The organism is Pseudomonas sp. O230, assembly GCF_045447035.1.
In the GTDB taxonomy this organism is placed as follows: domain Bacteria; phylum Pseudomonadota; class Gammaproteobacteria; order Pseudomonadales; family Pseudomonadaceae; genus Aquipseudomonas.
This window is the reverse complement of record NZ_JBJGXN010000014.1, coordinates 42,701-65,953: the sequence shown is the minus strand read 5'-3', so window position 1 is coordinate 65,953 and position 23,253 is coordinate 42,701. Positions and strand designations below refer to the sequence as shown.

The window sequence follows — 23,253 nt, the reverse complement described above, 5'->3', positions numbered from 1 at the left end:
CCATGTTAGCTCAGCGCCAGGCACCAATAACGCCCATTCACGCGGGGAACGCTCAACCGGTCAGCGGCGCAATGCCACCTATACTACAAGCCACCGTCCCCTCGGGGTCTGCAATCCCAACAATAAAAAGCAGAGGTGGAACATGGTCTGGCAGCAAATCTACGATCCGTTCGGCAACCCGGTCATTTCAACCATCATGGCAGCAGTGCCCGTCGTGGTGATGCTTGCGGCCCTGGCATTTTTCCACATCAAGGCCCACCTGGCGGCCTTGCTCGCCCTCGCCTCGGCGCTGGTCATCGCGATTTTCGCCTTCGGCATGCCGGCGAACATGGCAGGCTCGGCCGCCCTTTACGGCGCCGCCAACGGCTTGCTGCCGATCGGCTGGATTGTGCTGAACATCATTTTCCTGCACCGACTGACCACCGAGAACGGCTCGTTCAAAGTGCTGCAGGACTCGCTGGCGCGCATTACCGACGATCGCCGCCTGCAACTGCTGCTGATTGCCTTCTGCTTCGGCGCCTTCTTCGAAGGGGCTGCCGGCTTCGGCACGCCGGTGGCGGTGACCGGCGCGATTCTGATTGGCCTGGGCTTCTCGCCACTGGCGGCGTCGGGCCTGGCGTTGATCGCCAACACTGCGCCTGTGGCATTCGGCGCCCTCGGTACGCCGATTATCACGCTGGCCAAAGTCACCGGCCTTGATGAAATGGAACTGTCGATGATGGTCGGTCGGCAATTGCCGTTTTTCTCGGTGATCGTGCCGTTCTGGTTGATCTGGGCCTTTGCCGGGTGGCGCAAGATGCTGGAAATCTGGCCGCCCATTCTGGTCGCCGGGGTCAGTTTCGCCGTGCCGCAGTTCCTGGTGTCCAACTACCACGGGCCGATGCTGGTGGACGTGATCGCCGCGCTGATTTCCATGGCCTGCCTGACCGGTTTCCTCAGGGTGTGGAAACCCGCGACCGTGCACACCTCCGCCGCGCTGTCGGGGCGCGTCGACAACTCCAAAATTGCCGACCAGCATGAAGAAAAACCCGTCGCCAACGCGACCTTCGCCAGCGACGCCAAGCCTGCGGTCATGCGCGCCTGGATGCCGTGGATCATCCTCACGGTGTTCGTGTTCGCCTGGGGCACCCAGGGCTTCAAAAACCTGTTCGATACCCGCCCGGCGATTGACCCCGTGACCCATTCGGCCAAGCTCGATCCCCAAGGCAAACCGCTGCGCGAAGCGAACCCGATCTTTGCCCCGGTCGTCACTTTCGGCACGATCCACCAGCAAATCGAAAAGGTCCCGCCAGTGGTGCCTGCGCCTAAAACCGAGGACGCGGTCTACAAATTCACCTGGCTCACCAGCACCGGCAGCGGCATCTTGCTGGCGGCGATCCTGGGCGGGCTGTTGATGGGCTACTCCATTCCGCAACTGATCAAGCAGTACCTGCGCACGATCTGGGTGGTGCGTTACTCGCTGATTACCATCGTCGCGATGCTCGCGCTCGGGTTCCTCACGCGCTACTCGGGGCTCGACGCCACCATGGGCCTGGCGTTCGCCGCGACGGGGATTTTTTACCCCATGTTCGGCACCTTGCTTGGCTGGCTCGGCGTGGCACTGACCGGTTCGGACACGGCGTCCAACGTGCTGTTCGGCGGGCTGCAACGGGTGACCGCCGAACAACTGGGGCTGAGTCCGGTGTTGATGGCCGCTGCCAACAGTTCCGGCGGGGTCATGGGCAAGATGGTCGACGCCCAGTCAATCGTGGTGGCGTCCACTGCCACGCGCTGGTATGGGCATGAAGGGGAAATTCTGCGTTATGTGTTCTTCCACTCGATCATTCTGGCGATTCTGGTGGGTGGGCTGGTGACGTTGCAGGCGTATGTGGCGCCGTTCAGTCATATGGTGGTGGGGGGGCATTGAGCGGAGCAGCCTGGGAGGATGGGATGGTGGGCATATCCGTTTCTTTGGTGATGGCGGCTGGCGGTTTCGCTTTTACAGCGAGCCACTTGGAACAGCCCCAAGTAACCCGCTGTAAGGGCGGAACCCAAAGTAGCCGTTACCGCAGAAATGGATATTCACCCAACACTTGAACAAACACCAAAACCAAGCTCACAGACCGCTGCCCCGGGCACACATGAACGGAGTATCGTAAAACGACTATGAACATTCTCTACGATGAACGCGTTGATGGTGTCCTGCCCGATGTCGACAAGGCCGCACTGCTGCGGGCCCTGCACACTCGCTTGCCGGCGTTGGAAGTCCTGCATCAACAGGAAGAACTCAAGCCGTACGAATGCGACGGACTCTCGGCGTATCGCACCACGCCCCTGCTGGTGGTATTGCCGCGCCATCTCGACGAAGTGCAAGGCGTGCTCAAGCTCTGTCATGAAATGCACGTGCCGGTGGTCGCCCGTGGCGCCGGCACCGGTTTGTCCGGCGGCGCGTTACCGCTGGAAAAAGGCGTGCTGCTGGTGATGGCACGCTTCAACAACATTTTGCACATCGACCCCGCTGCCCGCACGGCACGAGTCCAGCCGGGCGTGCGCAACCTCGCGATCTCCCAGGCAGCCGCGCCGTTCGGCTTGTACTACGCGCCGGACCCTTCCTCGCAGATCGCCTGCTCCATCGGCGGCAACGTCGCCGAAAACGCCGGGGGCGTGCATTGCCTGAAGTACGGTCTGACCGTGCACAACCTGCTCAAGGTCGACATCCTGACCGTCGACGGTGAGCACCTGACGCTGGGCTCCGATGCCCTCGATTCGCCCGGCTTCGACCTGTTGGCGCTGTTTACTGGCTCCGAAGGCATGCTCGGGGTGATCACCGAAGTTACCGTCAAACTGCTGCCCAAACCGCAGACCGCCAAGGTGCTGCTGGCGGCGTTCGATTCCGTCGAAAAAGCAGGGCGAGCGGTGGCTGACATCATCGCTGCCGGCATCATTCCGGGCGGTCTGGAAATGATGGACAACCTGGCGATTCGTGCCGCTGAAGACTTCATCCACGCCGGCTATCCGGTGGACGCCGAAGCCATCCTGCTGTGCGAACTCGATGGCGTCGAAGCCGACGTCCACGATGACTGCAACCGCGTACGCCAAGTGCTGGAACAGGCTGGCGCCACTGAAGTGCGCCAGGCCAGGGATGAAGCCGAGCGCGTGCGTTTCTGGGCCGGACGCAAGAATGCGTTCCCGGCGGTCGGTCGGCTCTCGCCGGATTATTACTGCATGGACGGCACGATCCCGCGCCGCGAATTGCCCGGTGTATTGCACGCGATTGCCGCGTTGTCCGCCGAGTATGACTTGCGCGTCGCCAATGTTTTCCACGCCGGTGACGGCAACATGCACCCGTTGATTCTGTTCGACGCCAATCAACCGGGGGAACTCGATCGCGCCGAGGCCCTGGGCGGCAAGATCCTCGAGTTGTGCGTAAAGGTCGGCGGCAGCATTACCGGCGAACATGGCGTGGGCCGCGAGAAGATCAATCAGATGTGCGCGCAGTTCAACGCCGATGAGCTGACCCTGTTCCATGCCGTCAAAGCCGCGTTCGATCCCGGCGGTTTGCTCAACCCCGGCAAGAACATTCCGACGCTGCACCGCTGCGCCGAATTTGGCGCCCTGCACGTGCACCTGGGTCAGTTGCCCTTCCCTGAGCTGGAGCGATTCTGATGCGCAGTGAATGGGATATCGATGACAGCGACATGCTGCTGGAGCAGGTCAATCGAGCGCTGGAAAACGCCACGCCGCTGCGCATTCAGGGTTCCAACAGCAAGGCGTTCCTGGGGCGCATCGTTGCCGGAGAGGTCCTCGACACACGCTCCCATCGGGGCATCGTCAGCTACGACCCGACCGAACTGGTGATCACCGCCCGCTGCGGCACGCCCTTGTCCGAACTGGCGCACGTGCTGGATGAGGCGCAGCAGATGCTGCCCTGCGAACCGCCGTCCTTCGGCGACGATGCCACGGTCGGCGGGATGATCGCCAGTGGCCTGTCGGGACCGCGCCGGCCGTGGTCAGGCTCGGTGCGCGATTACGTCCTCGGCACGCGGGTCATCACCGGGCACGGCAAGCATTTGCGTTTTGGCGGCGAAGTGATGAAGAACGTCGCGGGCTACGATTTGTCGCGCCTGATGGCCGGGAGTTTGGGTGCCCTTGGGGTGATCACCGAAGTCTCGCTCAAAGTCCTGCCCAAACCCCGGCAATGCTTGAGCATCAGCCTCGAGATGGACAGCGATCGTGCCTTGCTGCGCCTCGCGGAATGGGGTCAGCAGCCGTTGCCGATCAGTGCCGCGTGCCATGACGGACAACGCCTGCACTTGCGGCTTGAGGGTGGCGAAGGCTCGGTCGCGGCGGCCCACGACCGTTTGGGCGGCGAGCGGCTGGACGCCTCGTACTGGGCGGATCTCAACGAGCAGCGGCTGAGTTTTTTCGATGAGGACCAACCGCTTTGGCGCCTGTCCGTCCCGCACAACACACCTCGGTTGTCCCTGCCCGGTCGACAACTGCTCGACTGGGGCGGCGCCCAGCGCTGGCTCAAGTCAGACGCCGAGGCGGGGTTCATTCGCCAAGTCGTGGATGAGGTCGGCGGCCACGTCACTTGCTACAGCCATGGCTTGATCGACAGCCCGTTTCAGCCGTTGCCTGCCGCGTTGATGCGTTACCACCGCAGCCTGAAGCATCAACTCGACCCACGGGGCATCTTCAACCCCGCACGCCTGTACGCGGAGCTTTGAACCATGCAGACGACCCTGAGCGAAACCGCCCGGCACCTGCCCCGCGCCGAAGAAGCCGAAAGCATCTTGCGCACCTGCGTGCACTGCGGTTTCTGCAATGCCACTTGCCCGACTTATCAATTGCTCGGCGATGAACTCGATGGGCCACGAGGCCGCATCTACCTGATCAAACAGGTGCTGGAAGGCAACGAGGTCACGCAGAAAACCCAGCAGCATCTGGACCGCTGCCTGTCGTGCCGCAATTGCGAAACCACCTGTCCTTCCGGGGTCGATTATCACAACTTGCTCGATATTGGCCGGGCGGTGGTCGATGCGGCGGTGCCGCGTTCCATCGATCAACGCCTGTTGCGTGAAGGATTGCGCAGCGTCGTGCCCAACCCGGGACTGTTCAAAGCACTGGTCAGCAGCGGTCGGATTTTTCGGGCGCTGCTGCCCAACGCCTTGCAGGCAAAGTTGCCTCGCCAGGTTTATCTCTCACGGCCACGTCCCGTCACGCGCCATGCCCGCCAAGTGCTGATGCTCGAAGGCTGCGTGCAGCCGAGCCTGTCGCCCAACACCAATGCGGCGGCCGCGCGGGTCCTGGATCGACTGGGTATCAGTGTCACGCCGTCCAGCGAAGCCGGATGCTGCGGTGCCGTGGATTATCACCTCGACGCTCAGGCCGCCGGCCTCGACCGCGCTCGCCGCAACATCGATGCGTGGTGGCCAAGTATCGAGAACGGCGCCGAAGCCATTGTGCAAACGGCCAGTGGTTGCGGCGCTTTTATCAAAGACTATGGCCACTTGCTCGAACGCGATCCGGCCTACGCCGAGAAGGCGAAAAAGGTCAGTGCGCTGGCCCGTGACCTAGTGGAAGTGTTGCGCGACGAACCGCTGGATACACTCGGCGTCCACGGCGAGCAGCGTTTGGCGTTCCATTGCCCGTGCACCTTGCAGCACGCGCAAAAACTCGGTGGCGCGGTGGAAGCGCTCCTTGCTCGCCTCGGCTTCAATCTCACGACCGTTCCCGACAGCCACTTGTGTTGCGGTTCGGCGGGCACCTATTCGATCACTCAACCCGAACTGTCCCGGCAACTGCGCGATAACAAGCTGAACGCACTAGAAAGCGGCCATCCCGACGTCATTGTCACGGCCAATATCGGCTGCCAGTCGCACCTCGACGGTGCCGGCCGAACCCCGGTCCGGCACTGGATCGAACTGGTCGAAGCCGCGCTGCCCTCAACGATCCCCGGAGAAACCCCATGAAGAGCAAAGCCATCCTCAGCCAAGCCGAAGTCAGCCGGATCCTCGCGGCCGCCCGCACCGAGGCGCAGAACAACAAATGGGCCGTGACCATCGTGGTTGTCGACGACGGCGGCCATCCCCTCGCCCTCGAACGCCTCGACGGTTGCGCGCCGATCAGTGCCTACATCGCCACCGAAAAGGCCCGCACCTCGGCCCTCGGTCGGCGTGAGTCGGGGAGTTACGAAGAGATGATCAATGGAGGGCGCCAGGCGTTTTTGTCGGCGCCATTGCTGGTGTCCCTGGAAGGTGGCGTGCCGATCATCGTTGACGAACAGGTGATCGGCGCGGTCGGGGTGTCTGGCGTAAAGGCCGAGCATGATGCACAAGTGGCGAGGGTTGGGGCGCAGTGTTTGCATTGATGGATCGTTCCCACGCTCCGCGTCACTAATGCCCGGTAAAAGTCTACTGCGCAGGTCGGTTGAAAACGATGTAAAGCGGGTCAAGCCCTGACTCGACGGGGAAGACCAGGATGTAGTCGTCATGCGCCTGCTCTGCATTGGCTTCAATTGTCGGCACTCGCGCGGATTGCACAAACCCCACACGACGCTGTTGGGTCGGTGTTGCAACCGGAGCGGCTTCAAGGGAAATCGGCGCAGTCCAGTGGACAGCGACGGTTGAAGAACCCTCCGGAGAAAAACTGAAACTGTTCAGGTGCTGATCCTGCGTCACCGCTCTGACCCTGACGCCGGAGATCGAACGACAGGCGCTGCAAGCCGTGACGTAAATCTGCGACAACGTTTTGATCTCGCGCAAACCCTGGAACATTTTGCCGGGTGTGGCGGGTACTGCCGCAGTGCTCATGCGAAAAGGTGCATCGAGCTCAGCCCGGTTCGCGGCCAGGTGTTGCCAATCCTGGCCTTCGATGGGCAGAAGCTCGGACAACGGGACGCTGACACCGAAAAACCGAGTGTCTGCCCGACTGGAAAAGGCGAAGCTCAAAACGGCAGCCCGCTGGTTTCCAGTGTCCGGCTCGCCTGAGGCGTTCTGCCAGGAAAACTCGGCAACAACCGAGCGTATCGCTTTCAGCAAATCAACCTGCTGGGACGCCAGCAGCACGGGCGAACCGCCAGTCAGCAGAAGGTCGGGGCGTATATCGGCAAAAGCCTGCGAAGCGCTGATCACGTGCATCGTTGGTGTGGAGCTACGCGAATCAATCAAGTGTTGCTGCGCCGCCATCAGCAATGGTTCCGCTTCATCATGCAGAGTGCGATGCCGTTGAGTCATGCTTGCCAATCGGGTGATGTAGCGATCGTGGGTGGCGTTGATCTGCTGCACGATACTCTGCCATTGCGTTTGGTCGGATCGTGCATAGGTCAGGTTGCGCTGAGCGCCGCTTTGAAGGAATTCCATTCTCATTTTCCAGGACTCAAACTTTCTGACGGCTATCAGTGCTTCATGCTGGGCATGTTCCAGCGCACGCATGCCGGTTGCCTGATGGGAGATTTCCAGACGAGTGCTCTTTTGACTTTGAAAGTGCCTGATCTGTAGCTCGAAATGGCCGAAAGCCTCTTCAACGACCTGACCTGAGACAGCCACATCCGCCGCGATTTTTTCGACCTCGGCCAGGCTCCTGACCAAAGGGGTTAGCGGCGCAACGGGTGGTTTGGCAACAGGAATGTCCTCGCCTTTGAATACCGACATTCCTTGTTGGTGATGCCATGTTCTGACGTGGTGGACCACGGCTGCCGGGTTGTTGGTGTTGGACTTGTCTGTAGGGTAGAACAGCAAATCAGCCCCTTGGGGATGACCAACGATCCGGTCGAAATGGTTGATCAGTTGGTCGTGGTCCGGTTTCGGCAGATCAACGGCCCAGATTTTATTGACCAGCGCCTGGAATTCCGACGCGGTGTATTCCTTGAGTGTGTTTTTAAGTTCCATCTTGAATTCTTCCTTGTTGCTATCGAAGTGTGGAATGCGAAGACACCTGCTCGTTCCTTTAAACAGGTGCCCGTTGGAATTACTCGTGACCTTTGTCAATCAAGGTGAAGACCAACGTTTTCACTTCCATCGCAGCGGTATATTGAAATACAACTTTCTTGCCGGGATGAACCGCCGGATCAAGGGGATAGGATTCCCATCCTCCGGTTTGACCCATCGGCTGGGGCATTTTGATGGGGCCTCTTGATTCCATTGGTTGGCCAAAGAGTGCGTGGACATCGGATTGGGTCATTGCTGGCTTATATGGAACTGGAAGCTCGCCCTTGTACTCGATGGTTGAAGGTGTGGATTTTTTAAGAGTGACAAATAAGGTTTCAAGGCGCTTGGTTTCCGCCCAAAAAGTCAGGCTGAGGCCAATCTCTGGTGCCATATCCAATAGATCGCAATCGGGATACAACGCCTTCGGTGATTGATTGAAAGTAATACCTTGAGCAATCAATTCATCATGACTTGCCCCTAGCGCTTTTATCCACTGCTCAATCGTTGCCACACTCATAAGTACCATCCTTGTTCACCGTGGAGTTCATGTAATTTCAAGCGGGCGGCATCAACGTCTTTTTCGTCAAAACCTTGCTCAAGCAAACCTGCCTTGACAGCATCGAAATTTCTATCCACTGCAATCCGCAGATTAGCTGCATCCTCCAATTGTCTGGATGCATGATTTCGACCTCCGTAGGTTTCGCTAAATCTTCGATGAACTTCAGCAGGTATCGCGATGCTGGGAGCTCTTTTTAGAAAATCTTCGCGTTCGTACATATCAATATCTGGAAAATTCCTTTTTATGTACCTATCCAACGCTCTCCGCGAAGGAATATGGTCAATATCCAACCCATCTCCCCTGCTCCGGGCACCGAGTTCGTTATACGGCCCCACCTCCAGCGGCTCAACCGGCGGGCCAACAAAAACCAATCCCGGCGAAGGTAGTTCCATATCCCCCGGAAACCCGGGAATACTCGCACCAATCTCCCCTTCGTCAACCGCCGGAAACGTCTCGTTTTGCGGTAGGACCGGGATGGCCGGGCTGCCGGGATAAACCACTGGGACGGTGGGTGCGATTGGCGATGTCGTCGAACCCAGATGTTCGCTGCCCGGTGGCACCAACGGTGTCCAGGTGCCAACCGGCGGAATCGGCCAGGGCACAACCGCGGGTACGATGCCTAACCATCCTTCAGCACTTTGCGGCGTTTTGATGCTGACTTTGTCCAGGTTGAAGGGATCGGCCCAAAATTCCGGCCGCTCCTGATATCTCAGTTCGAACTCGCGGTTCTCGCCCACCCAAGTGTTTTTCGGCGCGTACGGGGCGAAGCCTTGTGCGACACGTTTTTTATTCACCTCATCGAGTGAATTGGTCAGTGCCGAGTGTTCGCCCAGGGTTCGCCACAGTGCCTCACCGAACGCCCCGAACGACTTGAATTCCCTGCCTCGGAACTGATCACCAATCTGACTCGGGATCGCTGCGCCGGCTGTTTGTCTGGCGCCTTTCCACCAATCAACCGTCGGCGGTTGACCGGTTCCGGTAACAATGCCGGTGCCCAAAGCCGGAACGTTGAAGGACAGGTAGGTCGGTGGCAGACCAGGCACGCAGACAACGCAATCCTGAATGCGCCAATCAACACCTGACGGGATGACCTGGATCTTTGGTTCCGTGACGGTCAAAGTCGGGCTGGCCAAGGTCGCTTGAGGCATGGCTTCTGGTGTGAACTGCACATGCCTGATCGGTGACCCGGGGACCTCGGCGGTGTAGACGCCTGTTTGCGGGTCGAGCACTGCATTCAAGACCGGGACGTGAGGATCGATATCACCACCCGTAGCGGCAACAACGATCGCGGTGCCTTCCGGTGTCGCTACAGGTTTAAGCCGGTATTCAACCTCCACCGAGCCGCCTGCGTCGGCAGCGGCCTGCAGCTCTCGAGGGTCATGAAGTTCCAGCGCGTGAGCCGGGACTGCGACGGCCTCAAACAATCGATGTCGTTGTTCGGGAGTCAACTCGCCGTTGGCCAATTCTCGAGTGGGATAAAACACCCCCGCCAAAAACATCGCGACTTGTGAAACCGCGGCCGTTCTGAGGACGGCGCGTACGAGGACGCCCCACGCATCACATCGGACACTAGCTTTTGGGCATCCAGCCATTCACCGCCTTGGCTGGGCAGTACCCCGACACTGAGTGCCGACGCTGTGGCAGACAAACGCAGGGTATTCGCTTGTCGCACCTGATCGAGGCGCGAGCGTTCATCAACCTGTTGCTTGAACCGAATGCGCGCCTCACGCTGTTCGGCATGCTGTCGATGACGCTCCCAACGTGCCTCCAGCTCACGCCAGACAAGGGTCTGCTCGGCATGATAGGTGGCCAACGCATTGGATTTATGGGTGAGCGCGTCGATTTGCGCCGGCAGTAATCGGGCTTCATGAGCCGCGTTATAAGCGGTCGCCCAGAGCTGATGGCCAGCCATCAGCGCATCGCCGAACTGCCCGAGTCGGGTCAGGTAGTCGGCGGCGCTACGCGTGAGGGGATCGTGCCCGTCGAATGACCGGGCAAGTGCATTTTTGTCGTTGAGCTCTGCGGTTTTTCGAGAGATCAACCCATTGATTTCGTTCTTGTCTTTGGTGATGAGATAGAGCTGCCAGCGCTCACTCGAGTTGCCAGCATGGTGCCGTTTTGCCGCCGATATTTCCTTTTCGAGCGACGAAGTGGGTTGCTCGGCTCTGGCAGCAAAACTTCGGTCGATTTCAGCTCTGGTTACGCTTTGAAGCTGGGTGAGTTGAGTGAGTAATTGGTCGCGCGCATAGATGCGTGCCTGCTCCCGGGCGTACTCAGCGGCGGCCAGTGCCTGCTCTGCCTGAATCCGCTTATGTTCTTCCTTGGCCCGCTTTCTGGCCTGTTTCGTTTTTTTACTGGGGCCGCTGATTGCGCCGGAGGCGCCTACACGATTACCTCCAAAACTTCCGCCACCGCCCCCACCGCCGCCAGAAGCAGGCGGGCCGGACCTGATGACGACGTCTCCTGACGTGCCATCGTTGAATCGTTGTGCCATACAGTCTCTCCTTGTCTGTAGGGCACAGCTTGTCGATAGGGAAATGGCGATATGCGGTACATATATATCGCGGGGGATTTATTTCGGAGGTTTGAACAACTGATTCACGCGCCGACAAAAGAGCTGTTCATGCGCTTAACTGACAGGGATTCGTCAACCTCAAAGAGGTAACACTCCGATGCCCCGTCTCACTGCAAAAGACTTCGCCCCGGAACTGCTCGAACTTTACGACTACTACGCCCACGGCAAGATCAACCGGCGCGAATTCCTGGACCGTGCGGCGTTGTTCGCTTTGGGAGGTATGACGGCCAGCGCGTTACTCGCTGCCCTGAGTCCGAATTACGCACTCGCCGAGCAGGTTGAGTTCACCGACCCGGAAATCATCGCCGAATACGTCACCTACCCCTCCCCCAAAGGCCACGGGCCGGTTCGCGGTTATCTGGTGCGCCCGGCCAAAGTCACCGGCAAGGTCGCGGCGGTTGTGGTCGTGCATGAAAACCGCGGGCTCAACCCGTACATCGAGGATGTCGCACGGCGGTTGGCCAAGGCCGGGTTCATCGCGCTCGCTCCCGATGGACTGACCTCGGTGGGCGGCTATCCCGGCAACGATGACAAAGGTCGGGAATTGCAGGCGACCGTGGACCCGGAAAAACTCATGAACGATTTTTTCGCCGCTATCGAGTGGTTGATGAAACACGACGCGAGCAGCGGAAAAGTCGGCATCACCGGTTTTTGCTACGGCGGTGGCGTGGTCAACGCTGCGGCGGTGGCCTATCCGGAGCTGGGCGCCGCCGTGTCCTTTTATGGCCGACAGCCAGAGGCCAAGGATGTCCCTCGAATCAAGGCACCGGTGATGCTTCATTACGGTGAACTGGACACGCGCATCAACGAAGGATGGCCCGCCTATGAGCAGGCTTTGAAAGCGGCGGGCAAAACCTATGAAGCCTATATCTATCCCGGCGCCAACCACGGTTTCCATAACGACTCCACGCCTCGATACGATGACACCGCCGCCAGACTGGCCTGGGACCGTACGCTGGGGTGGTTTCGGCGTTACCTGGTCTAGCGGAAAAACCAGCTACCCCACCACATCAATCAACTGCTCGCGTTGTGCGCCCGTCAGCATCGGACCGAACCCCGCACCGGCATTTTCCGCCATGTAGCGCGGGTTGCCGGTGCCGGGGATGACGCAGGTCACCGCCGAATGCGCCAGCAAATACTTGAGCGCCAGTTGCGCCCAACTGCTGACGCCGACTTGCGAGGCCCAGCCCGGAAGCGGCTTGCCCTTCAAGCGAGCGAGTAAATCACCGCCGCCGAACGGTCGGTTGCAGATCACCGCCACGCCGCGTTCGCGACACAGCGGCAGAATGCGTTTCTCGACGCTGCGATCGTCCAGCGCATAGTTGATCTGCAAAAAATCCAGCGACTCGGCTTTCAGCAGCGCTTCCACTTCGTCATACGCCGACGCGGTGTAATGGGTGATGCCGATGTAGCGAATGCGCCCTTCTTCCTTCCATTGGCGCAACGTTGGCAAATGGGTTTTCCAGTCCAGCAGGTTGTGAATCTGCATCAGGTCGATCCGGTCGGTCTGCAGCAGTTTGAACGACTGCTCCATCTGCGCGATGCCTTCTTCGCGGCCACGGGTCCACACCTTGGTGGCCAGAAACGCTGGCGAACGCGGCTTGTGGATGGACAGCAGTTCGCCGGTGGTCTGCTCGGCGCGGCCATACATGGGCGAGCTGTCGATCACCATCCCGCCCTTTTCGAACAGCGCGCTGAGGACGGCAGGCAGTTGTTTGTAGGCCGGATCGGTCGGCGCCACATCAAAACCGCGATAGGTGCCCACGCCGACAATGGGCAGTGGCTCGTTGCTGGAAGGAATGGCGCGGGTCAGCATGTTCTTGCCTCCTGTTTCCTTCGACGGCGCGGTGGCTGCAAAGGCCGGATCGAAAGTGAGCACCGCCGAAGCACCGGCAGCCAGCGTGAGTATTCGTCGACGCGTGTATCCAACAGTGTGGCTCATGGTTGTGTCCTTCCACCTCTTGGCTGTTGGCCTTTTGCGCTTGTTGTCCGGCAAACGGCACGATCACCAGCGCCATCAGACCTCTGCCAGCTACAAGAGAATAGCTGCCAGCGACAATTCGGCCCTGCCTGAAATACAACAGGGTCGCCAGGCGCTGGTGGGCACAGCCGCAATCCGTTGGATGAATATCTGTTTCTGCGGTAACAGCGGCACGGAGACGCACACCCTCAAAAACCACACCGCCGGCCCGCGCTGCTGTCGTTCAACTACACTCTGACAGCGATCAAGCCATCGCGCTCGTCAGGCCCAGAGCAGTCAATGCCACCCAAAAACGTCAGCCCAATGTTGCGCCCCCTGATGTATCTCGTCGTCCTCGTTGTCGCGTTGTACCTGGCGCTGTGTGTGGCACTGTTCGTGTTTCAGCGCGCCCTGATCTACTTCCCGCAACCCTCCGCGCTCGGTGCACCCGAAACGCTGCTCACGCTATCGGTGGCGGACGCACAGGTGCAGGTCACCGTCAGACCGCGCGAGGGGCCGAATGCACTGATTTATTTCGGTGGAAATGCCGAGGACGTTTCACGCAACCTGCCCGAGTTTTCCCAGGCGTTCCCCGAACATGCCCTGTACTTGCTGCACTACCGGGGTTTCGGTGGCAGCACCGGTTCACCTTCCGAGGAAGCGATTGCCCGCGACGCCCTGAGCTTGTTCGACAAGGTCTACGACAGCCATCCTCACATCGCCGTGGTCGGTCGCAGCCTGGGGTCCGGCGTCGCCGTGCGTCTCGCCAGCCAGCGCCCCGCCGCACGACTGATCCTGATCGCCCCCTATAACAGCCTTGAAGACCTCGCCGTCCGCCAGTACCCGATATTCCCGGTGAAGTGGTTGCTGCAAGACAAGTTCGAATCGTGGAAATACGCCGGGCACATCTCGATACCGACGCTGCTGCTCGCGGCAGAGCAGGATGCAATCATCCCGCCCTCCAGCACGGAAAAACTCTACGGGCATTTCGCCCAAGGTGTGGCGACCCTGAAGGTTATTTCGGGCGTGGGGCACAATTCGATCTCCGACAGTCCCGAATACCTGAAGCTGATAGAGGATGGGTTGTAGGTCACTCGATCATTTGCGCGCCAACTTAAAGCGCAGGCAATCTTCGTAGAAGCTCTGACGCAGCGCCGCGGGTTTGATCCGCGACGGGCTGTCGTAGGTTTGCTCGGTAATACCCATCGCCGTCATGCGCATCCACGGTTTAGTGAACTTGTAGGTCTGTAATTTCTGGCGGGCGGCGTACAGCGAAACGCCCGACAGTTTGAGTTCCTGGGCTCTGGCTGCGGTGCCTGCGCCCCAACTGCACATATACCGGTCATTGGCTTGAAGCTCTTTGGCCTGGGCGGAGACGGCGATGCCTGCCAGGCCCAACGAAATCAGCGAAATCCATACATTGCGCATTTAAAGCCAGCCCTAACCACCTGAAATTAAAGTGATTCTGTCTGTAACTTTCGGCCTTCGGGGCCAGCAAAATGCCTTATTGCAAACCTTCTCAGTTCGCCGTGACCAGCTTGAGTCCGATAACGCCGCCCAGGATGACGGCAATACACAAGACCCGCAGCAGCGTGGTGGCGTCGCATTTCAACGCTTAGCGGTGCACCCGGTTGCGGCCAGTGCGCTTGGCCTGGTAGAGCGCGTCATCGGCGCGGGTCAGGAGACTGTCCAGGTGCTCGCCGGGTTGCGCGAAGGCCACGCCAAAGGACGCCGTGATTGTATCGAGCACCTTGCCGTCAACCCGCGCCTTGATCCGCAACGACTGGATTTTCACCCGCAATTGCTCAGCGAAAGCTGCGGCACTCGCCAGGTCGGCGCAGTGTTGCACAATCACGCAGAACTCTTCCCCGCCGTAGCGCGCCGCCGTGGCGTCGGGTGGCAGCGAACTGCGCAGCACCTGCCCGACATGTTGCAACGCCCGGTCGCCCAACGGATGACCGTACTGATCATTGAATTGCTTGAAGTGATCGATATCCAGCATGACCAGCGCGACACCTTGGGACTCATTGCTCAGCGCCTGCTCGAGCAAACGGGTGAACGCGGTGCGGTTGAGCAGTTCGGTCAGGCCATCGAGGGTGGCCGCCAGTTGTGCACGCTCAAGCTTGCTGCGCAGGCTTTTGATTTCGCTCTGGGCCGTTTGCAGTTGGGAGAGAAACTGTTCCTGCTGACTCTGCATCCGTTGGGTGCTCTGTTGCAGCTCACTCAATATGTCTGGCAGGCGCTCGTTGACGGGCGATTCGAGCATTTCCAGGCAACGTCCCAGACTGCTCTGAAAGTTGAGATTGCCCTCGACGCTGCGCGAAACATCGCGCTGCATGTCATCCACCAGATTGATTGCCTGTTGCTGCCCGGCGCGGGCCTCTTCCAGCTCGTTGCGAATGATGTAGTCGCGGAAAAGCCGGGTAGCGGATTCCGGCGGGAAGCAATCGAAGTCTTTCACCACCCGGTCCAGGTGACGATTGAGCTCGGGGTCAAGGCCTTTGCTGTAGGTGTACCAGAGCGCGTAATGCACGGGGTTGGGCGGGATGTTGTGACGAACCATCAGCGGAATGGCTTGTTTGAGCAGCGCCGCAGCCTCGCGGGAATCTTCCGGATACAGCGCCAGGGCAGTCGCACGCGTCTCTGATTGGCTCATGACATCACTGTGGTTGTTAATGATTGGCAAATGCAAAACGTTGCGAGCATAACCATACACATGACAAACGGCTATACCAATATGTATTACTGCGCCGTTTGAGCTGATGCAGGTCAGTTATATGGCTAAGCGGCGTCCGAACACGATCCTGTAGGAGCCAGCTTGCTGGGGATGGCGATCTCAAATACGCCTTCGCCAGCAAGCCGGATCGCTGCACTGCGGCTCCCACAAAAACCACCCATTAAAAAGCCCGGCCAATCTGCATTGGCCGGACTTTTTAATGGGTGTCGCGAAGAATCAGCAGGTGCAGCACATCAGCGGCATGCCATTGCAGCTCATCATCATCGGCATGCTGCAATCGTTGATCATCAGCGTGCCGCAGTTTTTCATGATGTCCATGTCCATGTCCATGTTCATGCCGGCCATCGGCATGATTTTGCTCATCATGCAGTCTGCCATCATGGTGTTGGTCCCCAAAGGTTTGAATAGAAGCTGATGGGGCCGATTCTAAGGATTGGCAGAGGGGCGACAAGATGACCATCGAACAGCGGGATTTGATGCTGGGGCAGCTTTAACGAGGTGTATGGAACGTCTATTTCCGCCATGACCACGATTTGGATTTGATTGCAGACACAAGCAAAACCACAACGCGTATTTCACGGTTATGGATATTCGTTAAAAACCTATTCAAATAACCAAAAGAAATAATCGTTCTAACTGAGTGAATGTTTTTTGAGGCGCCACTTATTTCAGGCAAAAAAAATCCCAGGCAGCTGATGGACGCCTGGGATCTAAAATGCATAAACCGTGGTGGTGAACGCGGGGCGGATATTACGGAATATTTCACCGTGTAACAAGATATTTTGACTCACCACCCGGTTACTAATCTCTCCAAGTCCTTAAATATCCACACTTTTTTTAAGGTCGAGCAACGACAAGCGGTCAGTTACAAGTACCAGCGATATTCACGCGCATTGATGTCGTGCATGAATGCCAAATGGTCCTGACGCTTGTTTTCGCAGTAGACGTTTACAAACTCCGCACCCAACCCTTCACGCAACTTCGCGTTGTGCTGCATGGAGTGCACGGCCTCAAGCATCTCCAGCGGGAAGTCGATACCGCTGCTGCGGTCTTCATTGAGCGGCGCGATCGGTTGACGACCGGCTTCGAGTCCTTGTTCCAACCCGACCAGAATCGCCGCCAACACCAGATACGGGTTGGCATCGGCGCCGGCAAGGCGATGTTCGATGCGCAGATTCCTGGCGTCCGATTCAGGAACCCGCAGGCAGGCGTCCCGATCTTCGAAGCCCCAACTGGCACGCGTCGCAACATTCACCGTGCCGCTCAGGCGACGCAGCGCGTTGTGATTCGGCGCGAAGATCGGCATGCAATGCGGCAACAATTCCAGGCAACCGGCCACGGCATGGCGCAGCGGTTGTTGGTCATTGGCTGCCAACAGATTGTTGCCCGCCTCGTCGTACAGGCTCACATGAACATGCATGCCGCTGCCGGGGTGTTGCAAGTAAGGCTTGGCCATGAAACTGGCGCGGTAGTTGTGCTTGAGCGCCACACCGCGTGTGCTGCGGCAAAACAGCGCCGCCCAGTCGGCCGCCCGCAGGCCATCGTCAAGGTGACCGAAGTTGATTTCGAACTGACCCGGTCCCAGCTCGGCCGTGATCACCGTGGTGTCGATGCCTTGCGCCCGTGCCGTCTCGACCATGTCATCGAGCACCGGCGCAAACCGCGACAGCCGCTCGATGTGCATGTTCGGCTGATCGTCCGCATCGTCGGTCAGCGGATCGCGCGCAAACTGTGGCAAGCCGTCACGTAACTGGCGATCGAACAGATAGAACTCCAGCTCGAAGGCCACCACCGGGAAAATCCCTTTGCGAGCGAGGCGTTCAAGGACCTGCGCCAGCACTTCCCGTGGCTCGAAGACGATGGGTTTTTCAGTGCCGCTGGAGGTGATCAACATCTGCCCCAGCGGCTGCTTTTCCCAGTCGACGATTTTCAGCGTGCCCGGCACCAACCGCCGGGGCGCATCCGGGTCGCCGTCGTTGAAACAGTAGTCGCCGATGTTGAACAGCCCGCCTTGAGTCCCGAGCAATACACAATTCTGCGGCAGCTTGAGCGCGCTGCCGGCGGCGACCTTTTCGAGCATCTCGATCGGATAGCGCTTGCCGTAGAAATGCCCGGGGATGTCCAGGGAAATCAGGTCCACGTAGCGCACATCCGGAAAGCGCTGCCGAAACCCACGCACTTCGGCAACCAGATCAGAGCAGACAGCATCCATCATGTTGTTCCTTGTTGTTTTTATCAGGTGTAAACCCAGAGCACCCGGGTGAGCTGATCGGTGAGATTGCCGTAGCGGCAATGGGTATGGCTGGCGAGCTGAAAGCTGTCCCCGGCACCCAGGGTGACCGGTTGATCGTCATCCAGCCACAGCGTCAATTGCCCTTCGAGGACATAACCGCCCTGCTCCGAGCTGTCATTCATGTGCCGGTCACCGCTGCTGGCGCCGGGTTCGAGCCGGCTTTCGAGCATTGAGAAAGAGGCGCGCATTTTCGGCGAGACCAGGATGTCGGTGATGCCGTCGGCGTAATACAGCGTGCGGCGCTCGTCCGGCCGGGTCACCCACGGCAAGGCCATGGGTTTGGGCAGGCTGTAGAAATAGGTGGTCGGTACGCCGAGGGTTTCGCTGATGGCGGTCAAATCCGCCACCGTCGGGCGTGACAATCCACGCTCGACTTGCGAGAGAAAACCGACCGAGCGACCAATCTTGTCCGCCAGTTCCTTGAGTGTGTATTTTTTGTGTTTGCGCAGGTCCTGAATCAGGATCGCCAGCGCCGAAATCTCTTCTTGCATGTCCATCTGAAAGCTTCCAGAAAATGTGCGGTTCAAAGGCTGTCGCGCAACCGAAACCAGGCCTTGCCGAGGGCTTCCAGCGGTGCCGCCATGTATTTGCCGCCGGGGAAACGGCCGTTGACCAGGCCCTGATACAAGCCCAGCTCATCCGCCTGACCGAGTATCGCGTCGGACACGGCGCGCGCCCCGGCCAGGGTCGGCAGTACACCGTGGCCGGAAAAACCCTGCAGCCAATAGAGATTGCCGCGTCGGCCAATGTCAGGTGTGCGTTTGAGCGTGAGGTCGATATGCCCGCCCCAGGCGAATTCCAGTTCGACGCCCTTGAGCTGGGGAAACACCCGTTGCAGGAACGGCCGGGTCGCGGCTGCAATGTCCTTCGGCATGCCACCCAGGTAGGTGCAGCCACCGCCGAACAGCAAGCGGTTATCCGGCGTACGACGGAAATAATCGAGGACGAATTGATTGTCGGTGACGCAGACATTGCTCGGCAGCAGCGCGCTCGCCTGCGCTTGCGAGAGCGGCGCGGTGGCCACCTGATAGGTGCCGACCGGCAACACACAACCCGATAACTGCGGATCGAGCCGATCCAGGTAGGCATTGCACGCCAGCACCAGCACATCGGCACGGATGCGCCCGCGCTCAGTGGTGACCGTGTACCGGCCACCCTCCTCGCGGTAACTCAGTGCCTTGCTTTGCTCATGGATGCGACCGCCTGCGTGCTCGATAGCTGCCGCCAGGCCGAGCGCCAGTTTCAACGGGTTGAGGTGCCCGCCTTCAGGATCAAACAGGCCTGCCTGATAGCGCTCACTGGCGACCCACTGCGGCAACTCTTCACGGGGAATGAATTGCAAACCATCATGGCCCCATTTGTGGCTCGCTTCGTGTTGCCACTCAGTCAGCAGGCTCACCCGGCGCGGCATCACCGACGTCCAGAGGTGGCCGGGCCGGTAATCACAGTCGAAATCATGTCGGCCGGGCAGCGCGCGCAACTCCTGCGCGGCCCAGCGCATGCCGTCCCACAACCGCCGCGCGCGCTCATAACCCAGCGCGGCCTCCAGCGGCGGCATATCGCACGACCAACCGAGAATGGCCTGACCACCATTGCGCCCCGACGCGGCCCAGGCCACTCGACTGGCTTCCAGCAACGTCACGCGCTTGCCCGCCAGGGCCAGTCGCAACGCCGTGTGCAAGCCACTGAAACCAGCGCCGATGATCAACACTTCGGTGTCCTGCTCACCGCCCAACGCTGCACGATTGACCAAGCGATCTGCGCAAGTGTGGGCGTAGTAACTGGCGACGTGGCGTGTCGATTGCTGGAACATGCGGGCCTCATGAAATTTTATTATTTAAATTTCATGAAAAAATACACAAGTTTTTTCACTGGCGCAAGAACCTGTAGGAGCGATCTTGTTCGCGATGGAGTGTCAGTCAACCCTATGTGGCTGACACTCCATCGCGAACAAGTTCGTTCCTACAGGGATCCAGGTAGTTTCCAGTTCGCGCAAGGCTCCCTCGGAGCTCATGGCTCATGTTGATAACGGGGTCAGTGATCGCCGGGACAAGTGAAGCGCGGCCCTAGCTGCTGGCGAGCAGACCCGTGAGGTCAGCAACATTTGGAATGTGTTTGGCGAAGACGGTCTATCAAATGCCGCCACGACTCGCGGCCAAGCCCTACAAACAGTCCCGAACCGCCTGACGCAGGGCTCCTGACTTGGCCCAGGGTGGCCCTTGATACAGTGAAACCCGGCTGCCCTCTTTCGATTTCACGATATCCAGAATCTCGTCGGCCGTGATGATGCTCGGCGCCTTGATCCGGTAGCCATTGGAAATCGGAGCTTGAGTCGTATTGGAAATCTGCTTCTGCCACGCCGGCAGTACGCAGGCGGCATACTCCTTGGGCGCCTTCTCGCTGTATTTGCTGAAATTCGGCTCACCTGGCACCAGTGACGCGGGCAAGGAACACCCCGCCAGTAGCGCCACCACGCCCCCTGCAATCAACGTCCGCATGACGCACCCTTATTCTGAAAAAAAGAAATGTAGCGCGTCGTCGCACAGACATCCATTCATGGGGCATTTCTCAATGTTTGTCGGTGCTCTGGTCGGGGTCCGGATAGGACCGCTCGTTCAGGTAAGACATCCACCGTTCATACGCTTCGTGCTGCCATTGAGTGACCCGCTCCCATTCCGGGCCGTTGAGCTGATGAGCAGAAATCAGCTTCATCATCTCCGTGGTCGCCGCGTCCAGATCGACCATCAGCTCATGCGCGTGAAACCTGAAGTCATCGGTCGTCGTCATTTGAAGTTGCCTCTCCCCGGCGGAAATTCGCCACTTCAATACGACAGCAAATCTGTCCGTTCGCGCGCATCTTCCCGACCAAAGGTTATTGCGGGTGTTCGGACGAACAAAACGCCCGGCGTCAGGAATCGGGACTAAAATTTCGTAGCGGACAATGTTCAGGAGGTCGTCATGTGGCTCAACGAATCTGAAAACGAACTTCGACGTGACCTGCAAAGCGTTGCGTCGGACCTGAGATGGTCGGCGGTGGAGCTTCTGCGATTGGCAGATCAGTTGAAACGGTCTGGTAATGATGTAGATGCAGAAGCAGCACTGAGGCTGTGCGACTTGTTTCAGGGTGACGAACAGCGCCTGGCAGGCTATGCCGAAGAAGTGAAAGCCAAGGCCATCAGTCGTAACAAAGCGCACTAAACAGGAGCGCGGGCATGAACAAGCCTCTATTCGCGCTGATTGTCGGACTGTCAGCGTTGGCGGGCTGTAGCACTGAATCGCGCCTCTATGGCGACTTGCCACTGGTCGACAAAGTCGAGACCGGAATGAGCAAGGATCAGGTCGAGCAAATCGGCGGGCCACCGCACACCATCACCGACCGCACGGCTGTGCCCGGCACGTGCTTTGACTACGAGCTGACGAAAGCCGGCCATCAACAGGCATACAACGTCAGTTTCGATGACCGAGGCAAGGTCGATCACACCAGCTTCATTACCTGTGCGGAATGGAGCCGCCTGCAAACAAAAGCCAGGGAGCCCTCCCATGGCACCAGTGGGGGTGGCGGCGGGTACTGAGCAAAAGCCCCGGAAAAACCGGGGCTACACGCGTTTTACTTAACCGTCGTCTGGTTGCTTGCCGGCCGTTTGGTCCGGGATTTGTAACCGGGAAGCGCCGCGGCAAAGGCCAACGCCTCTTCCCGACTGGCAAAAGCGCCCAGTCGATCACCTTGGGTGCACACCCGCCATGGGCCGTTGTTCACGCTGAGTACGTCATAACCGTTCATGTGCATCTTATTCAGCATCGGAACGCTCATAAGTTACCTCCATTTTCGGTACTGATATCCAGGATTGACCCTGCCTACCTTACACCCCCGCTTCGCCGGGATGCCGACCAGACGTCGCGACAGGATTTCGCCATTCGGTTGCACTTTCTACCCCTGTGACACCTCCAACCAGCCATGGGGCCCGCATAACCGTGGGGCGGCCTGAATATTGCATTTTTATTACCGAATTATGACAACGGGCAATCAGGTAACACATGAAAGTACGCGCAACCGTGATTTGCGAGCAGGACCGGCACATTCTCCTGGTGCGCAAGCCAAGGTGTCGCTGGACGTTGCCCGGCGGAAAGGTCGAGCAAGGTGAAACCACGGCAGGCGCCGCCCTGCGCGAGCTTAAGGAAGAGACCGGGCTCGGGGTCGACGGCTTGCTGTACCTGATGGAACTGGAAACGGCCGACACCCGCCACCACGTGTATGAGGCGTCTGTGCTCAACTCGTCGCAGGCCCGACCGCAAAATGAAATCTTTGACTGCCTGTGGTTTCCACTTGACGCGGTACAGAATCTGAACACCAGCGACGCCACGCTCAGAATTCTCAGAGCGTTTCAGCGTCGCCTGTAGCGTTCAGCGTTTGTCAGCCCTGATCGCCACCACCCACCGGCATGATCATGCCGGTGATATAGGACGCTTCGTCGCTGGCCAGAAAAAGAATAGCGCCTGCCTGCTCATCCAGCGTGCCATAGCGTTTCATCAAACTGCTGTCGAGCGTCTGATCGACGATCTGCTGGTACCACACTTTTTCCTCGGCACTTTGTTCGGCACTGTTGCGCGGGATCACCCGTGGCGGCGCTTCAGTGCCACCGGGCGCCGTGGCGTTGACTCGCACGCCACGACCGGCGGTTTCGAACGCCAGGCACGCGGTCAGCGCATTCACCCCGCCCTTCGCCGCACCGTACGGCACGCGGTTGATGCTGCGCGTAGCGATCGACGACACGTTGACGATAGCGCCGCTGCCCTGTCCCAGCATGAACGGCAGCGCGGCATGGCAGCACCATAACGTCGGGAACAGCGAACGACGGACTTCGGCTTCGATCTGGTCGGCTTCGTAGTGTTCGAACGGTTTGGCCCAGATCGTCCCGCCGACATTATTGATGAGGATGTCGAGACGACCGAAGCGCTCGACGGCGGTTTGCATCACGCGGCTGCATTCACCGTACTGCTCGAGATCGGCGGTCAGCGCGAGCACCTGGCTGCCTTTCGCCAATTGCTGTTGCACGTCAAATACCAGCTCGGAGCGGTCGACCAGAATCAACCGAGCCCCTTCCTCCGCCATACGTTCGGCAACGCGCCGACCAATGCCTTGGGCGGCACCGGTGATCAACGCAACTTTTTCGTGAAATCTGTTCATACGTGCCTCGAATCGAAAATCGCTCTAGATCTGT

The 23,253-nt window shown here is 59.2% G+C and carries 24 protein-coding genes and 1 pseudogene; 10 read left to right on the top strand and 15 right to left on the bottom strand.

Annotated elements, in window-relative coordinates; all coding sequences use genetic code 11:
* The first annotated feature begins 142 nt into the window (after positions 1 to 142).
* From ACI77H_RS27455 to ACI77H_RS27435, 5 genes are all read left to right on the top strand, one after another.
* Positions 143 to 1,906 carry an L-lactate permease gene (locus tag ACI77H_RS27455; RefSeq protein ID WP_407014887.1) on the top strand — a complete coding sequence of 588 codons (1,764 nt, stop codon included), beginning with the start codon at positions 143 to 145 and terminating at the stop codon, positions 1,904 to 1,906.
* A 239-nt stretch (positions 1,907 to 2,145) separates the two neighbouring features.
* Positions 2,146 to 3,645 carry a glycolate oxidase subunit GlcD gene (glcD, locus tag ACI77H_RS27450; protein WP_407014885.1) on the top strand — a complete coding sequence of 500 codons (1,500 nt, stop codon included), beginning with the start codon at positions 2,146 to 2,148 and terminating at the stop codon, positions 3,643 to 3,645.
* Positions 3,645 to 4,709 (top strand): glycolate oxidase subunit GlcE, encoded by a 1,065-nt coding sequence (gene glcE / locus ACI77H_RS27445; protein ID WP_407014884.1) that lies wholly within the window; start codon positions 3,645 to 3,647, stop codon positions 4,707 to 4,709. The genes glcD and glcE overlap by 1 nt, the downstream gene beginning before the upstream one ends.
* 3 nt (positions 4,710 to 4,712) lie before the next feature.
* The gene (gene glcF, locus ACI77H_RS27440; protein WP_407014883.1) at positions 4,713 to 5,954 is read left to right on the top strand and encodes a glycolate oxidase subunit GlcF; all 1,242 of its coding nucleotides are present in this window, start codon (positions 4,713 to 4,715) and stop codon (positions 5,952 to 5,954) included.
* Positions 5,951 to 6,352 carry a heme-binding protein gene (locus tag ACI77H_RS27435; RefSeq protein WP_407014881.1) on the top strand — a complete coding sequence of 134 codons (402 nt, stop codon included), beginning with the start codon at positions 5,951 to 5,953 and terminating at the stop codon, positions 6,350 to 6,352. The genes glcF and ACI77H_RS27435 overlap by 4 nt, the downstream gene beginning before the upstream one ends.
* A 43-nt stretch (positions 6,353 to 6,395) precedes the next feature.
* Here the strand turns inward: ACI77H_RS27435 and ACI77H_RS27430 are convergent, their stop codons facing one another.
* From ACI77H_RS27430 to ACI77H_RS27415, 4 genes are read right to left on the bottom strand one after another with little or no spacing between them, the layout of a single operon-like run.
* Positions 6,396 to 7,970, bottom strand: a complete 1,575-nt coding sequence (locus ACI77H_RS27430) for a bacteriocin immunity protein (RefSeq protein WP_407014880.1) — start codon at positions 7,968 to 7,970, stop codon at positions 6,396 to 6,398.
* Positions 7,951 to 8,427, bottom strand: coding sequence for a DUF6392 family protein (locus ACI77H_RS27425; RefSeq protein WP_407014879.1), 477 nt, complete (start codon positions 8,425 to 8,427; stop codon positions 7,951 to 7,953). The genes ACI77H_RS27430 and ACI77H_RS27425 overlap by 20 nt, the downstream gene beginning before the upstream one ends.
* Positions 8,424 to 9,968: an S-type pyocin domain-containing protein gene (locus ACI77H_RS27420; protein WP_407014877.1), complete on the bottom strand. Its 1,545-nt coding sequence runs from the start codon at positions 9,966 to 9,968 to the stop codon at positions 8,424 to 8,426. The genes ACI77H_RS27425 and ACI77H_RS27420 overlap by 4 nt, the downstream gene beginning before the upstream one ends.
* A complete protein-coding gene (locus ACI77H_RS27415) occupies positions 9,914 to 10,963 on the bottom strand; it encodes a hypothetical protein (RefSeq protein WP_407014875.1) in 1,050 nt (349 codons plus the stop codon). The genes ACI77H_RS27420 and ACI77H_RS27415 overlap by 55 nt, the downstream gene beginning before the upstream one ends.
* A gap of 178 nt (positions 10,964 to 11,141) precedes the next feature.
* Between ACI77H_RS27415 and yghX the strand changes: the two genes are divergently transcribed.
* A complete protein-coding gene (yghX, locus tag ACI77H_RS27410) occupies positions 11,142 to 12,029 on the top strand; it encodes a YghX family hydrolase (protein ID WP_407014874.1) in 888 nt (295 codons plus the stop codon).
* Between the two features lie 12 nt (positions 12,030 to 12,041).
* Here the strand turns inward: yghX and ACI77H_RS27405 are convergent, their stop codons facing one another.
* Entirely contained in the window at positions 12,042 to 12,986 is a 945-nt protein-coding gene (locus ACI77H_RS27405) for an aldo/keto reductase (RefSeq protein ID WP_407014872.1), read from the bottom strand.
* 318 nt (positions 12,987 to 13,304) lie between these two features.
* Between ACI77H_RS27405 and ACI77H_RS27400 the strand changes: the two genes are divergently transcribed.
* The gene (locus ACI77H_RS27400) at positions 13,305 to 14,093 is read left to right on the top strand and encodes an alpha/beta hydrolase (protein WP_407014870.1); all 789 of its coding nucleotides are present in this window, start codon (positions 13,305 to 13,307) and stop codon (positions 14,091 to 14,093) included.
* Positions 14,094 to 14,102: 9 nt separating this feature from the next.
* Here the strand turns inward: ACI77H_RS27400 and ACI77H_RS27395 are convergent, their stop codons facing one another.
* From ACI77H_RS27395 to ACI77H_RS27360, 8 genes and pseudogenes are all read right to left on the bottom strand, one after another.
* The gene (locus ACI77H_RS27395) at positions 14,103 to 14,432 is read right to left on the bottom strand and encodes a hypothetical protein (protein WP_407014868.1); all 330 of its coding nucleotides are present in this window, start codon (positions 14,430 to 14,432) and stop codon (positions 14,103 to 14,105) included.
* 187 nt (positions 14,433 to 14,619) lie between these two features.
* Complete coding sequence (locus ACI77H_RS27390) at positions 14,620 to 15,660, bottom strand: GGDEF domain-containing protein (protein WP_407014867.1); 1,041 nt, start codon at positions 15,658 to 15,660, stop codon at positions 14,620 to 14,622.
* Positions 15,661 to 15,957: 297 nt separating this feature from the next.
* Positions 15,958 to 16,125, bottom strand: a pseudogene (locus ACI77H_RS27385) (hypothetical protein); the annotation flags it as partial.
* A gap of 481 nt (positions 16,126 to 16,606) precedes the next feature.
* The gene (locus ACI77H_RS27380; RefSeq protein ID WP_407015004.1) at positions 16,607 to 17,953 is read right to left on the bottom strand and encodes a glutamine synthetase family protein; all 1,347 of its coding nucleotides are present in this window, start codon (positions 17,951 to 17,953) and stop codon (positions 16,607 to 16,609) included.
* Positions 17,954 to 17,976: 23 nt separating this feature from the next.
* Complete coding sequence (locus ACI77H_RS27375) at positions 17,977 to 18,531, bottom strand: helix-turn-helix domain-containing protein (RefSeq protein WP_407014866.1); 555 nt, start codon at positions 18,529 to 18,531, stop codon at positions 17,977 to 17,979.
* Between the two features lie 26 nt (positions 18,532 to 18,557).
* Positions 18,558 to 19,847: an NAD(P)/FAD-dependent oxidoreductase gene (locus ACI77H_RS27370; protein WP_407014865.1), complete on the bottom strand. Its 1,290-nt coding sequence runs from the start codon at positions 19,845 to 19,847 to the stop codon at positions 18,558 to 18,560.
* Positions 19,848 to 20,196: 349 nt separating this feature from the next.
* Positions 20,197 to 20,532 (bottom strand): hypothetical protein, encoded by a 336-nt coding sequence (locus tag ACI77H_RS27365; protein WP_407014863.1) that lies wholly within the window; start codon positions 20,530 to 20,532, stop codon positions 20,197 to 20,199.
* A 70-nt stretch (positions 20,533 to 20,602) separates the two neighbouring features.
* Positions 20,603 to 20,821, bottom strand: a complete 219-nt coding sequence (locus ACI77H_RS27360; protein ID WP_407014862.1) for a hypothetical protein — start codon at positions 20,819 to 20,821, stop codon at positions 20,603 to 20,605.
* Positions 20,822 to 20,992: 171 nt separating this feature from the next.
* On the opposite strand from ACI77H_RS27360, the gene ACI77H_RS27355 reads away from it, so the two are divergent.
* Together ACI77H_RS27355 and osmE are read left to right on the top strand one after the other, a co-directional pair.
* Positions 20,993 to 21,232, top strand: a complete 240-nt coding sequence (locus tag ACI77H_RS27355; RefSeq protein ID WP_407014861.1) for a hypothetical protein — start codon at positions 20,993 to 20,995, stop codon at positions 21,230 to 21,232.
* A gap of 14 nt (positions 21,233 to 21,246) precedes the next feature.
* The gene (gene osmE / locus ACI77H_RS27350) at positions 21,247 to 21,606 is read left to right on the top strand and encodes an osmotically-inducible lipoprotein OsmE (protein ID WP_407014859.1); all 360 of its coding nucleotides are present in this window, start codon (positions 21,247 to 21,249) and stop codon (positions 21,604 to 21,606) included.
* Positions 21,607 to 21,641: 35 nt separating this feature from the next.
* Here the strand turns inward: osmE and ACI77H_RS27345 are convergent, their stop codons facing one another.
* Positions 21,642 to 21,845, bottom strand: a complete 204-nt coding sequence (locus ACI77H_RS27345) for a DUF2188 domain-containing protein (RefSeq protein WP_407014857.1) — start codon at positions 21,843 to 21,845, stop codon at positions 21,642 to 21,644.
* 224 nt (positions 21,846 to 22,069) lie between these two features.
* Here ACI77H_RS27345 and ACI77H_RS27340 point away from each other — a divergent pair, with 224 nt between their 5' ends.
* Entirely contained in the window at positions 22,070 to 22,432 is a 363-nt protein-coding gene (locus ACI77H_RS27340; protein ID WP_407014856.1) for an NUDIX hydrolase, read from the top strand.
* A 13-nt stretch (positions 22,433 to 22,445) separates the two neighbouring features.
* Here ACI77H_RS27340 and ACI77H_RS27335 read toward each other — a convergent pair whose 3' ends face one another.
* Positions 22,446 to 23,219 (bottom strand): 1,6-dihydroxycyclohexa-2,4-diene-1-carboxylate dehydrogenase, encoded by a 774-nt coding sequence (locus tag ACI77H_RS27335; RefSeq protein WP_407014854.1) that lies wholly within the window; start codon positions 23,217 to 23,219, stop codon positions 22,446 to 22,448.
* Positions 23,220 to 23,253 lie beyond the last annotated feature (34 nt).

Bases quoted from the DNA above. Each gene is read 5' to 3' on its own strand.
- ACI77H_RS27425 (WP_407014879.1), bottom strand. From the start codon at position 8,427: ATGAGTGTGGCAACGATTGAGCAGTGGATAAAAGCGCTAGGGGCAAGT.
- ACI77H_RS27400 (WP_407014870.1), top strand. From the start codon at position 13,305: ATGCCACCCAAAAACGTCAGCCCAATGTTGCGCCCCCTGATGTATCTC.
- ACI77H_RS27405 (WP_407014872.1), bottom strand. From the start codon at position 12,986: ATGAGCCACACTGTTGGATACACGCGTCGACGAATACTCACGCTGGCT.
- ACI77H_RS27365 (WP_407014863.1), bottom strand. From the start codon at position 20,532: ATGCGGACGTTGATTGCAGGGGGCGTGGTGGCGCTACTGGCGGGGTGT.
- glcD (WP_407014885.1), top strand. From the start codon at position 2,146: ATGAACATTCTCTACGATGAACGCGTTGATGGTGTCCTGCCCGATGTC.
- ACI77H_RS27345 (WP_407014857.1), bottom strand. From the start codon at position 21,845: ATGAGCGTTCCGATGCTGAATAAGATGCACATGAACGGTTATGACGTA.
- ACI77H_RS27335 (WP_407014854.1), bottom strand. From the start codon at position 23,219: ATGAACAGATTTCACGAAAAAGTTGCGTTGATCACCGGTGCCGCCCAA.
- ACI77H_RS27370 (WP_407014865.1), bottom strand. From the start codon at position 19,847: ATGTTCCAGCAATCGACACGCCACGTCGCCAGTTACTACGCCCACACT.
- ACI77H_RS27360 (WP_407014862.1), bottom strand. From the start codon at position 20,821: ATGACGACGACCGATGACTTCAGGTTTCACGCGCATGAGCTGATGGTC.
- glcE (WP_407014884.1), top strand. From the start codon at position 3,645: ATGCGCAGTGAATGGGATATCGATGACAGCGACATGCTGCTGGAGCAG.
- ACI77H_RS27390 (WP_407014867.1), bottom strand. From the start codon at position 15,660: ATGAGCCAATCAGAGACGCGTGCGACTGCCCTGGCGCTGTATCCGGAA.
- ACI77H_RS27395 (WP_407014868.1), bottom strand. From the start codon at position 14,432: ATGCGCAATGTATGGATTTCGCTGATTTCGTTGGGCCTGGCAGGCATC.
- ACI77H_RS27435 (WP_407014881.1), top strand. From the start codon at position 5,951: ATGAAGAGCAAAGCCATCCTCAGCCAAGCCGAAGTCAGCCGGATCCTC.
- ACI77H_RS27420 (WP_407014877.1), bottom strand. From the start codon at position 9,968: ATGTTTTTGGCGGGGGTGTTTTATCCCACTCGAGAATTGGCCAACGGC.
- ACI77H_RS27355 (WP_407014861.1), top strand. From the start codon at position 20,993: ATGTGGCTCAACGAATCTGAAAACGAACTTCGACGTGACCTGCAAAGC.
- ACI77H_RS27415 (WP_407014875.1), bottom strand. From the start codon at position 10,963: ATGGCACAACGATTCAACGATGGCACGTCAGGAGACGTCGTCATCAGG.
- ACI77H_RS27455 (WP_407014887.1), top strand. From the start codon at position 143: ATGGTCTGGCAGCAAATCTACGATCCGTTCGGCAACCCGGTCATTTCA.
- ACI77H_RS27340 (WP_407014856.1), top strand. From the start codon at position 22,070: ATGAAAGTACGCGCAACCGTGATTTGCGAGCAGGACCGGCACATTCTC.
- ACI77H_RS27375 (WP_407014866.1), bottom strand. From the start codon at position 18,531: ATGGACATGCAAGAAGAGATTTCGGCGCTGGCGATCCTGATTCAGGAC.
- ACI77H_RS27380 (WP_407015004.1), bottom strand. From the start codon at position 17,953: ATGGATGCTGTCTGCTCTGATCTGGTTGCCGAAGTGCGTGGGTTTCGG.
- glcF (WP_407014883.1), top strand. From the start codon at position 4,713: ATGCAGACGACCCTGAGCGAAACCGCCCGGCACCTGCCCCGCGCCGAA.
- osmE (WP_407014859.1), top strand. From the start codon at position 21,247: ATGAACAAGCCTCTATTCGCGCTGATTGTCGGACTGTCAGCGTTGGCG.
- yghX (WP_407014874.1), top strand. From the start codon at position 11,142: ATGCCCCGTCTCACTGCAAAAGACTTCGCCCCGGAACTGCTCGAACTT.